Source organism: Roseomonas sp. BN140053, from assembly GCF_047690175.1.
Taxonomy (GTDB): domain Bacteria; phylum Pseudomonadota; class Alphaproteobacteria; order Acetobacterales; family Acetobacteraceae; genus Roseomonas.
In genome coordinates this window covers 19,748-32,216 of sequence record NZ_JBLLEB010000003.1, presented here as the reverse complement: position 1 = coordinate 32,216, position 12,469 = coordinate 19,748, and the positions used below count along the sequence as shown (strand labels likewise).

The following is a 12,469-nucleotide window of genomic DNA, read 5'->3' as shown; positions in this document are numbered from 1 at the left end:
TGTTGTTCCGTGCGACCCGTTGCGTGGCCGGTCGCTGGGGCCGGTTTTCAGTTGCCTGTCGTGGTGACCGCCGGCAGGGTGTAGCGGCCCTGGGCATCGCGCCCCAGGCCGCGCGGCCGTAACCCGTCCAGCACGCGCACGATCTCGCGCCCGTCGCGGCTGCCGGTGGCGGCCATCAGCTCCTCGAAGAATTTCGGCCCGTCCGCCAGCGCGGCCTCGATGCTGGGGAAGCGGCGGCCGGCGTAGCGCGGCGGCTCGGGGATGCCCTTCTCGAAGCCGTCGCCGGTGCCGAAGGGCCAGGTCAGGTCGAAGCCCGCCTTGGCGCCGACCCGGCCGCCTTCCAAGGAGGGGTCCAGCGGCAGGGCGCGCAGCCCACCCTCCACCATCAGGTCGCGCGTGGCCTGGAAGCGCGTGGCCAGCGCCCAGTCCATCTGGGCGTCGGAGAAGATGTCGATGTCGGGGTCCACCACGAAGACGTGCTTGACGTTGGCCAGGGACCCGAAGGCCGCCATGATGGCGTTGCGCCCTTCGCCCGGCACCCGCTGGCGCAGCGAGATGCGGACGTTGAACATCCCGCCGCTCGACCCCGTGGCGTAGACGCCCAGCGGCTCGCGCACCGCACCCTCCAGCGCGCGCCACACCATCACCTCCGTGCGCAAACCGCTGAGCTGGGCAGTGTCGGTGCGGGCCATGTGGCGGCCGCCGATGGTGCAGGTCTGGAACACCGGGTCGCGCCGGTGGGTGATGGCGGTCAGGTGGAACACGGGGTTGCGCTTGACGCCGCCGTAATAGCCCAGGAACTCGCCGTAGGGCCCCTCGGGCTCCACGTGGCCGGCGGGGTCCAGGAAGCCTTCCAGGATGTATTCCGCATCCGCCGGCACCATCACGTCGTTGGTGACGCATTTCACCACCGGCAGCGGCGCGTCGCGCAGCGAGGCCATCACGCCCAGCTCGTCCACCGGCAGGCGCATGGTGGCGGCGACGTGGTCCACGGGATGCGTGCCCACGGCGAAGGCCACCGGCAGCGGCTTCCCGGCCGCCGCACTCGCCTCGTAGACCATGCGCAGGTCGGAGGGCGAGACGAGGTCGATCCCCGCCTCCCGCGGGCCGCGCAGCATCAGCCGGCGGATGCCCACGTTCTGCCAGCCGCGCGACACGTCGGGCGCGAAGTCGATGGAGGCGGAGATATAGGGCGCGCCGTCGCGGCCGTGCTGCAGGTGCACGGGCAGCTTCAGCAGGTCCGCCTCCTCGCCCAGCAGCACCACCTGCTGCACGGGGGCGGCCTCGCGCGGCAGGGTCACCGTGCCGGGGGCGGTGCGCAGGCGGCGCATCACCTCCGGCAGCAGCTTCTCCACCGGCACGCCGAAGGCGAGCGCCAGGCGGGAGCGGCTGGCCGCGACATTGCCCACCAGCGTCGCACCTTCCGGCCCGACCTGGGTCGCCAGCACGGCGCGGTCATTGCCCTCCATGCGGTCCGGCAGGTCGGCGAGGTCGATCGCCCCTTCCACCGTGTCCAGCTCGCCGGCATCGCGCAGCAGGTCGAGGAAGTTGCGCAGTCGGTAGCGCTCGCAATCCGTGTTGTGCCCCGCGGCCGGTGCGGTTGTGCCGTCCATGGCAGTGCCCTCCCCAGAACCGGCAGCGCGCGCTCCGCGAACCGCACGGAATTTGCATATAGCGAATTAGGTTCACCGGATATCACCGCCCCGCGCCGGGCGTCAATCGCGCGAAGGGACGGGCGGCGGACGCCCCTGGCCCGCAACGGCTGACCGGCAGCCTCCCGCCGGGCTAGAGGGAAACGCATGGACCGAATTTGCCTGCTCGACCTCGACGGCACGCTGCTGGACAGCGCCCCCGACCTGCATGCCGCGCTGGACCGGCTGATGGCCCGCCGCGGCCTGCCCGGCTTTTCCCGGCCGGAGGTGCACGCGATGATCGGCGACGGCGTGCGGGTGCTGGTGGAACGCGCCCTCGCCGCCCGCGGCCGCGCCTTCGACCCCGCCGCGGCCACGGAGTTCCTGACCGACTACGAGGCGCATGCCGCCGACGCCACCCGCCCCTTTCCCGGCATCCCCGAGGCGCTGGCGGCGCTGCGCGCGGCGGGCTGGCGCCTGGCGGTCTGCACTAACAAGCCCGAACACCCGGCGCGGCTGGTGCTGGCCGCCACCGGGCTGCTGCCGCTGCTGGACGCGGTGGCCGGTGGCGACACCTTTCCCACCCGCAAGCCCGATCCCGGCCACCTGCTCGGCACGCTGGGTCGTATGGGCGTCGCGGAGGTGGCGGGCGCGGTAATGCTGGGCGACCACGGCAACGACGTGCGCGCGGCCCGCGCCGCCGGCATCGTGCCGCTTTTCGCCGAATGGGGCTACGGCAACCCGGCGATGGCGGAAGGCGCCCGCGGCGTGCGCGAACCGGCCGAGCTGCCGGCCATCCTGGCGGCCCGGCCCGGGTAAGCACCGCGAACACTCCCGCCGTCGCACGGCATGTTCCCCCAGGCGCGATGGCGCCCGGCGGCGCTGCGGACGCGCCGGGCAGCGCTGCGGGCGGGCTTGGTCACGGTCACGGCAACACTCTCGCCGATGTGCGGGATGCCTCGCCGGCACCGCCAAAACCTTGATGGACACGGCAAGTTCTCGGAACCATGCCGCAGCGCCGGCCGGCACGCCGGGCACTTCCCGGTCCAGCGGCGCGGCGGCGAAAGGCAGGGTGGCCATCCGTGCGGCGTGGGTCAGCCGCGATCGCCGCAGACCCCGGGCACGCGGCCGGGGCAGAATCCCCGGCCACCCCGCCCCGGTCGGCGACGCGAAGGGTGAAGGAACAGCGTTCATGCGATTCATCAGCACGGGCACGCACGGGGCCCTGGACTACATCGTCGGGCTGATCCTGATGGGGATGCCCTGGGTGCTCGGCTTCACCACGGGCGGACCGGAACAATGGGTGCCCTTCGTGCTGGGGGCCGGCACGATCGTCTACAGCCTGGTTACCCAGTACGAGCTAAGCCTTGTCGCCCTGCTGCCGATGCCCGTGCACCTCGCCCTGGACGCGCTGGGGGGCGTGTTCCTGATCGCCTCGCCCTGGCTGTTCGGCTTCGCCGATCGCGTGTTCTGGCCCTTCGTGGCCATCGGCATCTTCGAGATCCTGGCCAGCCTCACCACCCGCACGGTGGCGGAACGCACCCGCCCGGCCAGCTTGCGGCCCTGAATGGGGGACGTTGCGGCATCCTTGGGATAGGGTCGGGGCGTTTCTTGGCGATCGCCGCCCGGGCACACCTGGCGGGCGGCGGGTTCCAGTGAACGCGAGGAGAAGGCCGGAGATGAGCGAGAGCCTGCAACGGCAGCCGGCCGAGGCATCCGGCAAGGTCCGCATCTTTCCCGCCGCGGCGGATGCGCGCGACGCCGCCCCGCCCGCCCCCGCACCGCGGCGGCCGCGCGTGGTGATCGTGGGCGCGGGCTTCGGCGGGCTGGAAGTGGCGCGCGCCCTGCGCCGCAGCGAGGCCGAGGTCACGCTGGTGGACCGCCGCAACCACCACCTGTTCCAGCCCCTGCTCTACCAGGTCGCCACCGCCGCCCTGTCGCCCGGCGACATCGCCTGGCCGGTGCGTTCGGTGTTTCGCGGGCAGCAGAACGTCACCGTGCTGATGACCGAGGTCAACGGCGTGGACCTCGCGGCCCGGGTGGTGCGGGACGGGACGGTGGAGCTGCCCTTCGACTTCCTGGTGCTCGCCACCGGCTCCAACCATTCCTATTTCGGCCACGACGAATGGGAACGCTTCGCGCCCGGGCTGAAAAGCATCGAGGACGCCACCAGCCTGCGCCAGCGCCTGCTGTCCGCCTTTGAGCGCGCCGAGCTGGCCACCGATCCGGCGGAGCAGCGCCGGCTGCTGACCTTCGTGGTGATCGGCGGCGGCCCCACAGGGGTGGAGATGGCCGGCGCCATCTCGGAACTCGCGCACCGCGCCCTGCCGGCCGAGTTCCGCCGCGTCGATCCCGGCACCGCCCGGGTGGTGCTGGTGGAAGCCGGGCCGCGCATCCTGCCCAGCTTTCCCGAGGAACTGGCCGACACCGCCCGGCGCTCGCTGGAAGGCATGCAGGTGGAGGTCCGCACCGCCGCCCGCGTCACGCGCTGCGACGAGCGCGGCGTGACGCTGGGCGACACCGAGCGGCTGGAAGCCGGCACCGTGGTCTGGGCCGCCGGCGTGGTGGCCTCCCCCGCCGCGGCCTGGATCGGCGCGGAGCATGACCGGGCGGGCCGCGCGGTGGTCGGGCCCGACCTGTCCATCCCCGGCCACCCCGAGGTTTTCGTGATCGGCGACACCGCCGCCGCCCGCGACAACACCGACCGCCCGGTGCCGGGCATTGCCCCCGCGGCCAAGCAGATGGGCCAGTATGTCGGCAAGCTGATCGCGGCACGCATCGCTGGCCGCCCGGACCCGGCGCCCTTCAGCTATCGCCACCACGGCGACCTCGCGACGATCGGGCGGAAGTCGGCGGTGGTGTCGCTGGGCCGGATGCGGCTGACCGGCTTCCCCGGCTGGCTGTTCTGGTGCCTCGCCCATGTCTGGTACCTGATCGGCTTCCGCAGCCGCGTGGTGGTCGCCTTCGACTGGCTCTGGAGCTACGTCACCGCGCAGCGCGGCGCCCGGCTGATCACCGGCCGCCGGCCGTGAGGCGCCGCGCCCCGGTCCGGCCGGAAGGCCAGCCCGGCGCGCGCATGATTGAACCTACCGTGATGACCGCCCGCACAACTGCGCCGGGCGGCCCGCCGTTCCCGTTGCCGTAGCCCGGCCCAGCGGCAGGGGCTCCACGGAGAATGCCCATGCTTGAACGTCGCAGCCTCGGCCTCGTGCTGGCCGGCCTGTCCCTTGCCGGTTGCGCCACCTCGGCAGTGCCCAATGCCTCCTCCCCGCAGGCCCTGGCCGGCGCGCCGCCGCCCGCCCTGCGCCTGACCGCGCTGCAGGGCGGCACCTTCCTGCTGCAAACCGCGCAGCTGGGCGCCACCAAGGCGCAGCGCCCGGAACTGCAGCGCTTCTCCGAATTCGAGGCGAGCGAGCAGCAGGGCATCATGCAGGCGATGGCCCTGGCCGGCCACAGCGTCGCCCCGCCGCCGCTGCCTCCGGAAAAGGCCGCCATGCTGCAGCAGCTGCAGGCGGCCGGGCCGGGCGATTTCGACCGCCTGTTCATTGCGGCGCAGACCCAGGGGCACCAGGAAGCGCTGCCGGTCTACACGGCCATCGCGCAGAGCACCGCCAGCCCGGCGGCGGATCGCAGCATCGCCCTGCTGGCCGCCGACCGCATCCGCGAGCACATCGCGATCCTGGAGTTCTTCGCGTCCATGCCCGCGCAGCAGCCGGAGCCTGCCCCGACGGGGCGGAGCCGCCGCCGCGCCGGCTAGCGCCGGGGGTTTCCCGTCCCGGGCCGGGCGTCAGCCCGTCCCGGGCGGGGCGCTTGGCCGGACTTCCGCATCGCCGCTCCCGCGAAACACGCGGGCCCCGGGGAACCTTGCGGCTCGCCGACCCCATCCGCTCACCGTCGGGTAAGGCCCTGGCGGCTATTCCTCCCTACCAGGGAGGGTTCATGGAAGGCTCCTGCTGCGGGCGATGACGGCGCCCAAGCCTCGGCCCAGCCGCTTCGCGCGGATCGCGGATTCCCACTGGTCGTGGCTTTTCCTCGAAGTCGCCGGCTCGGCGCTGCCGCCGCTGCTGGTGCTCGGCCTCATGCTCGTCGCGCTCACCGGGTTGCCGTTGCTGATCGTGTTCAGGATCCGCCCCACGGCGATCGCCGTGGTGGTGTCCGCAATAATGACCTGCGCCCTCGTGCTCCTGCTCCTGCTCGTCGCCTTCGGCAGCGCCCGGAGCTACTGAGCCCGCCGGAGGCGGCGGGCGCGCCGATCCCGGATCGTGCCGGGGCGCGGCAAGGGGCCAGGGTGCGGCCCGGCGTCACGGAAACCGCGGGATCAGCTCCGGTACGCGCCGTTGATGTCGATGTAGCCGTGCGTCAGGTCGCAGGTCCACACGGTGGCAGACCCGCGCCCGAGGTCGAGGTCCACCGCGATGTTGATCTCGCGCCCCTTCATGTGCGCCACCACCGGGCCCTCGTCGTAGCCCGGCACCAGACCGCCATCCTTGGCCATCCAGGTGCCGCCCACCGCCACGGACAGCCGGTCGCGGTCGGCAGGCTCGCCCGCCTTGCCCACCGCCATCACGATGCGGCCCCAGTTGGCGTCCTCGCCGGCAATGGCCGTCTTCACCAGCGGCGAGTTGGCGACGGCCATGGCGACGCGATGGGCGGAACGCTGCGACACCGCCCCCGTCACCTCGATGCGCACCAGCTTCTGCGCGCCCTCGCCGTCGCGCACCACCTGCAGCGCCAGATCCAGCAGCAGGTCGCACAGCGCCGACTGGAAGTCGCGCAGCATGGAGCCGGACAGCAGCGGCACCCAGGGGTGCTGCGCCTGCCCCGTGGCGAACAGCAGCACCGTGTCCGAGGTGGAGGTGTCGCTGTCCACCGTGGTGCGGTTGAAGGAGGCGTTGACCGCGCGCCGCAGGCTGGACTGCAGCAGCGCCGCCGGCAGCTTGGCGTCGGTGGCCACGAAGCACAGCATGGTCGCCATATCAGGGGCGATCATGCCCGACCCCTTGGCGATGCCGGTGATGGTCACCGTTTCGCCCCCGATGCGGGCGGTGCGGGTGGCGCCCTTGGGAAAGGTGTCGGTGGTCATGATGCCGCGCGCCGCCGCGGCCCAGTTGTCCGCCGCCAGGCTGCCGCGCAGAGCCGGCAGCGCCGCCGTCAGCTTGGCATGCGGCAGCGCCTCGCCGATCACGCCGGTGGAGGCCAGCATCACCTCCGTCGGCTCGCAGCCCACCAGCGCGGCCGCCGCCTCGGCGGTGGCGCGGGTGGCCTCCACCCCGGCGCGGCCGGTGAAGACGTTGGCATTGCCGGCATTGACCACCAGCGCCCGGGCGCGGCCGCCGCGCAGCGCGGAGCGGCACCAGTCCACCGGCGCGCCGGGGCACTTGTTGCTGGTGAAGACGCCCGCCGCGGCCGTGCCGGGGGCGAGCTCCATCATCATCAGGTCGTCGCGGCCCTGGTAGCGGATGCCCGCCGCGGCCGTGCCCAGGCGCAGCCCGGCCAGGGGCGGCAGCACCGGCAAGGGCACCGCCAGGGGGGAGAGGGGAAGACCCTTGCCGCCGGCCACGCGATCAGCGCCGCGGGGCCGGGGTGGCGGGGGGCGGCGGGGCGGCGCCGTCCAGGGCCGAGGGCGCGCGGACCGGCGAGCCGTCGAGGTTGAAGCGCTCGATCTTGGCGGCGGCGCGGACGCGTTCCACCGCGCCGCTCACCGCCTCCTCGAAGGCGGCCTGGCGCAGGGACTCCCGCTCCTCCTCGAAACTCTTGGCCGGCGCCGCGCGGCGCTCCTCCACCTTGATGATGTGCCAGCCGAAGGAGGTGTGCACGGGCTCGCTGATCTGGCCCGGCTGCAGGGCAAAGGCGGCCTCGGCGAATTCCGGGATCATGTCGGTCTTCTTGAAGAAGCCGAGGTCGCCGCCCTGCTGCGACCCGGGCCCCGTGGACCGGCGGGCGGCGATGGCCGCGAAGTCGGCGCCGGGGCGGCGCACTTCCTCCAGCGCGGCGCGCGCATCCGCCTCGGAGGACACCAGGATGTGCCGGGCGTGCACCTCCTCCTCGGCCGGGCGGTTGGCGCCCTGGGCCGCGAAGCGGCGGCGCAGCGCTTCCTCCGTCAGGGCCGGGGCGACCTCGCGCCGCAGGATGGCCTGCTGCAGCTCCTGCTCCTCGGCGCGGTCGATGCGGCGGCGGACCTCCGGGTCGCGCTCCAGCCCCTGGGCGCGGGCGGCGGTCACCAGCGCCTTCTGCGCCACCAACTGGTCCAGGATCAGCGGGTACACCATCGCCGGGGGCGCCGAGCGCACCTCGTCGGGCAGCTGCGCCGCGGCGTCGCGCACGTCGCTCAGCCGGATCTCCTGGCCGTCCACGCGCGCCACCACGGGGTCGGCGGCCGGGGGTTGCGGCAGCCCCGGCGGCGCGGCCGGCGTCGGCGAAGCCGCCGGGGCCGGCGGCGCGGGCTGCGCCGTCAGGGGCGTGCCCAGCAGGCAGAGCGACAGCGAAAGGGCGGAAAGACGCATGGGGGCAGGTGGCCTGAACAGAGATGGTCCGAAGATGACCCGCGCCCGAAAGCCCCACAACCCCCGCCCCTCCACCCGGAGCCCGCCCAACCCGGCGCCACGACCGCCGGTCCACGCCGGGGGCCAGTCCGGGTGGGGCGGTTGTTCCGGGGAGCACTGGCCGTGGCCAGGGGCGCTGCCCCGGGTGTCGGTACCCGGTCGGGCGTAACGCCCGTTTACCGACCCGCCCGGCGAGGCCCGCCCCGGTTGCAACGCCGGACACCGTTTCGTTGACCCACCCCCCGCCGCCCCCTATCTGTCCGGTTGCACGTCCAACGGGGGGTTTCTCCGCCGCCCGTGCTCGTTGCCGCGCCCGCGGGACCGCTTCTCCCCCGGGCACTCCCGGAGAGCCTCGCCGCACCATGTTCGCCCGCCTCGCCCGCGCCATCCTCGGCACCTCGAACGACCGCGCCCTCAAGCGCTACCAGGCGCGCGTGCCCGCCATCAACGCACTGGAGCCGGCGATCGCCGCCCTGGACGACAACGCCCTGCGTGGCAAGACCGCCGAGTTCCGCGCCCGGGTCGAGAAGGGCGAGAGCCTGGACGACCTGCTGCCGGAAGCCTTCGCGGTGTGCCGGGAAGCCTCCAAGCGCGCCCTGGGGATGCGGCACTTCGACGTGCAGCTGATCGGCGGCATGGTGCTGCACGACGGCCGCATCGCCGAGATGAAGACCGGCGAGGGCAAGACCCTGGTGGCCACCCTGGCCGTGTATCTCAACGCCCTGTCGGGCAAGGGCGTGCACGTGGTCACGGTGAACGACTACCTGGCGTCCCGCGACGCCGACGACATGGGCAGGCTCTACGGCTTCCTGGGCCTGTCCACCGGCAAGATCGTCTACGGCCTGACCGACCCGGAGCGCCGCGACGCCTACCATTGCGACATCACCTACGGCACCAACAACGAGTTCGGCTTCGACTACCTGCGCGACAACATGAAGCACTCGCTGGGTGAGATGGTGCAGCGCGACTTCAACTTCGCCATCGTGGACGAGGTGGACTCGATCCTGGTGGACGAGGCCCGCACGCCGCTGATCATCTCCGGCCCTTCCGACGAGAGTTCCGACCTCTACGGCCAGGTCAACGCCGTGGTCCGCGACCTCGTGCGCGACAAGACCAGCTTCGAGAAGGACGAGAAGCAGCGCACGGTCACCCTGACCGAGACCGGCACCGAGGCGGTGGAACAGGCGCTGACCGCCGCCGGCCTGCTGGAGGAAGGCGGCCTCTACGACTTCCAGAACGTCACCCTGGTGCACCACGTCAACCAGAGCCTGCGGGCGCACACGCTCTTCGCCCGCGACGTCGACTACATGGTCCGCCAGGACAAGATCGTGATCATCGACGAGTTCACCGGCCGCGCCATGGAAGGCCGCCGCTACTCCGATGGCCTGCACCAGGCGCTGGAAGCCAAGGAAGGCGTCACCGTCCAGCCCGAGAACCAGACGCTGGCCTCCATCACCTTCCAGAACTACTTCCGCCTCTTCCCGAAGCTGGCGGGCATGACCGGCACCGCGGCCACCGAGGCCGACGAGTTCGCCGAGATCTACAAGCTCGAGGTGGTGGAGATCCCCACCAACGTCCCCGTCGCCCGCATCGACAGCGACGACGAGGTCTACCGCACCGCGGCCGAGAAGTACGAGGCGGTGGCCAACCTGATCGCGGAATGCCGCGAGCGCGGCCAGCCCGCCCTGGTCGGCACCACCTCCATCGAGAAGTCCGAGCTGCTCAGCGCCCTGCTCAACGCCAAGAAGGTGCCGCACCAGGTCCTCAACGCCCGCTACCACGAGCAGGAAGCGGCGATCATCTCCCAGGCCGGCCGCCCCGGCGCCGTCACCATCGCCACCAACATGGCCGGCCGTGGCACCGACATCAAACTGGGCGGCAACGCCGAGGCCCTGGCCCGCGCTTCCTTTGCCGGCGAGCCCGATGGCCCCGAGTTCGAGGCCCGGCTGGGCGAGATGCGGCGCGAGGTCGAGGCCGCGGCGCAGCGCGTGAAGCAGGCCGGCGGCCTCTTCGTGATCGGCACCGAGCGGCACGAGAGCCGCCGCATCGACAACCAGCTGCGCGGCCGCTCCGGCCGCCAGGGCGACCCCGGCGCGTCGCGCTTCTTCCTGAGCCTGGAAGACGACCTGATGCGCATCTTCGGCTCCGACCGCATGGGCGGCATGCTGCAGAAGCTCGGGCTCAAGGACGGCGAGGCGATCGTCCACCCCTGGATCAACAAGGCGCTGGAAAAGGCCCAGAAGAAGGTCGAGGCCCGCAACTTCGACACCCGCAAGAACCTGCTCAAGTACGACGACGTCATGAACGACCAGCGCAAGGAGGTGTATTCCCAGCGCCGTTCCTTCATGCAGGCCGCCGACGTCTCCGAAACGGTGGCGGAGATGCGGCGCGAGGTGGTGTCCGACATCGTGTCCCGCGCCATCCCCGAGAACGCCTACCCCGAGCAGTGGGACCTCGCCGGGCTGGACGAGCGCGTGCATTCCCTGCTCGGCCTCGACCTGCCGGTGGCCGACTGGGCGCGCGAGGAAGGCATCGACGAGACCGCCGTGCGCGAGCGCCTGCAGGAGGCCGCCGACCACGCCTTCGCGGCGCGCGCCGCCAATATCGGCCCCGAGCAGATGCGCGACATCGAGAAGCGCCTGCTGCTGTGGGTCTTCGACGAGGTGTGGAAGGACCACCTGCTCAGCCTGGACCACCTGCGCCAGGGCATCGGGCTACGCGCCTACGGCCAGCGCGACCCGCTGAACGAGTACAAGTCCGAGGCCTTCGCGCTGTTCAACGGCATGCTGGCCGAGATGCGCGAGAAGGTGACCCGCTGGCTGATGAACGTGCAGATCGGCCCCGAGCAGCCCCTGCCCTCGCCCGAGCCGATCCAGGTCACCGACCTGCGCCACCCCGCCCCGGGCTCGGACATCTTCGACGCCGGCCTGCCGCCGGACTACGGCGCCGCCGCGGTGGCCGCGGCCTCCCGCTCCCTGGACGGGGTGGACCCTGCCGACCCCACCACCTGGGCCGCCACGCCGCGCAACGCCCCCTGCCCCTGCGGGTCGGGCAAGAAGTTCAAGCACTGCCACGGGCGCACCGCCTGATGGGACGCCCTGCCCGGACCCTGGGCTGCACCCTGCACTACCAGGTGGGGCAGCCCGGGGCGGGCGGGGACGCCGCGGCCGGGGGGGATGCCGGGGCCGGCGGGACCGCCACCTTTCTCTTCGCCGTGCAGCCCAGCGACCACCCCGCGGCGCGCCAGCAGGTGCTGCGGGAGGAGCTGAGCTTCTCCACCGGCCAGCAGCCGGAAGCCTGGCGCGGCCCGGACGGCACGCGCTGGCTGCGCCTTCTCGCCGCCCCCGGCCCCCTCACCCTGCGCTACGAGGCCGAGGTGCAGGGCGATCCGCTGGTGCACGATCCCGCCGCCGTGTCCGAAATCCCGGTGGAACGGCTGCCGCAGGCGGCGCTGCCCTTCCTGCTGCCCTCCCGCTACTGCGAGAACGACCGGCTGGAAGGCTTCGCCGCCGCCGAGTTCGGCCGCCTGCCGCCCGGCCATGCCCGCGTCACCGCCGTGTGCGACTTCATCCACCGCCGCACCGCCTACCAGCGCGGCGCCACGGATGTCCGCACCACCGCCCTGGACACGCTGACCGACGCGCGCGGCGTGTGCCGCGACTTCGCCCATCTCGGCATCGCCCTGACCCGCGCCATCGGCGTCCCCGCGCGCTTCCTGGCCGCCTACGCCCCGCACCTCGTCCCCCCCGACTTCCACGCGATCTTCGAGGCGCTGCTGCTGGGGCCGGACGGCCCCCGCTGGTACGTCTTCGACGCCACCCGGCAAACCGCCCTGGACGGCGTGGCGCGCATCGCCGTCGGCCAGGACGCTTCCCAGGTCGCCTTCGCCTCCATCTGGGGCGCCGCCACCCCCGGCCCCATGCAGTTGCGCTGCGACCCCGAGCCCGGCGCCCCGGCCGAATGGACCACAGCCGCGGTGTCCGTCTCGGACAGCTGATCCGAACCTCGCCGGATCGTCGGCTCGTGTGCCGGGTCGCAGGTCCTCGTGGTGGGGGTGTTCCGGGTGGCCTGAGCCGTGGCCAGGGGCGCTGCCCCTGGACCCCAGGGCAAAGGCGAAGCCTTTGTCCCGAGCCGGGGAGTTACGAACTCCCCGGACCCCGCGTTGAGTGCCTCCGGCGGGGGCGGGATGGCTGACGGTAGTCATTGAGGACCGCGTTGTCCGACCCGCCCCCGCCGGAGGCACTCATGAGGTCGAGGAGCCTAAGCTCCTCGCGGGGTGTCCAGAGGGGCAGAGCC

At 72.8% G+C, this 12,469-nt stretch carries 10 protein-coding genes; 7 read left to right on the top strand and 3 right to left on the bottom strand.

Features of this window, described 5'->3' with window-relative positions; translation table 11 throughout:
* Nucleotides 1-47: 47 nt before the first annotated feature.
* Nucleotides 48-1,613 carry a UbiD family decarboxylase gene (locus ACLIBK_RS04120; RefSeq protein ID WP_415385957.1) on the bottom strand — a complete coding sequence of 522 codons (1,566 nt, stop codon included), beginning with the start codon at nt 1,611-1,613 and terminating at the stop codon, nt 48-50.
* 186 nt (nt 1,614-1,799) lie between these two features.
* Here ACLIBK_RS04120 and gph point away from each other — a divergent pair, with 186 nt between their 5' ends.
* The 5 genes from gph to ACLIBK_RS04095 all read left to right on the top strand — a co-directional run bounded on the left by gph (nt 1,800) and on the right by ACLIBK_RS04095 (nt 5,857).
* Nucleotides 1,800-2,450, top strand: a complete 651-nt coding sequence (gene gph / locus ACLIBK_RS04115) for a phosphoglycolate phosphatase (RefSeq protein WP_415385956.1) — start codon at nt 1,800-1,802, stop codon at nt 2,448-2,450.
* A gap of 373 nt (nt 2,451-2,823) precedes the next feature.
* Entirely contained in the window at nt 2,824-3,198 is a 375-nt protein-coding gene (locus ACLIBK_RS04110; RefSeq protein WP_415385955.1) for a hypothetical protein, read from the top strand.
* A 112-nt stretch (nt 3,199-3,310) separates the two neighbouring features.
* A complete protein-coding gene (locus tag ACLIBK_RS04105) occupies nt 3,311-4,663 on the top strand; it encodes an NAD(P)/FAD-dependent oxidoreductase (RefSeq protein ID WP_415385954.1) in 1,353 nt (450 codons plus the stop codon).
* Between the two features lie 149 nt (nt 4,664-4,812).
* The gene (locus tag ACLIBK_RS04100; RefSeq protein ID WP_415385953.1) at nt 4,813-5,388 is read left to right on the top strand and encodes a DUF4142 domain-containing protein; all 576 of its coding nucleotides are present in this window, start codon (nt 4,813-4,815) and stop codon (nt 5,386-5,388) included.
* 205 nt (nt 5,389-5,593) lie between these two features.
* Nucleotides 5,594-5,857: a hypothetical protein gene (locus tag ACLIBK_RS04095; protein WP_415385952.1), complete on the top strand. Its 264-nt coding sequence runs from the start codon at nt 5,594-5,596 to the stop codon at nt 5,855-5,857.
* 92 nt (nt 5,858-5,949) lie between these two features.
* On the opposite strand, the gene argJ is transcribed toward ACLIBK_RS04095, so the two are convergent.
* A complete protein-coding gene (argJ, locus tag ACLIBK_RS04090) occupies nt 5,950-7,191 on the bottom strand; it encodes a bifunctional glutamate N-acetyltransferase/amino-acid acetyltransferase ArgJ (protein WP_415385951.1) in 1,242 nt (413 codons plus the stop codon).
* A 4-nt stretch (nt 7,192-7,195) separates the two neighbouring features.
* A complete protein-coding gene (locus tag ACLIBK_RS04085) occupies nt 7,196-8,134 on the bottom strand; it encodes a peptidylprolyl isomerase (RefSeq protein ID WP_415385950.1) in 939 nt (312 codons plus the stop codon).
* Nucleotides 8,135-8,535: 401 nt separating this feature from the next.
* Between ACLIBK_RS04085 and secA the strand changes: the two genes are divergently transcribed.
* Nucleotides 8,536-11,262 (top strand): preprotein translocase subunit SecA, encoded by a 2,727-nt coding sequence (gene secA, locus ACLIBK_RS04080; RefSeq protein ID WP_415385949.1) that lies wholly within the window; start codon nt 8,536-8,538, stop codon nt 11,260-11,262.
* Complete coding sequence (locus tag ACLIBK_RS04075; protein WP_415385948.1) at nt 11,262-12,170, top strand: transglutaminase-like domain-containing protein; 909 nt, start codon at nt 11,262-11,264, stop codon at nt 12,168-12,170. The genes secA and ACLIBK_RS04075 overlap by 1 nt, the downstream gene beginning before the upstream one ends.
* Nucleotides 12,171-12,469: the final 299 nt, after the last annotated feature.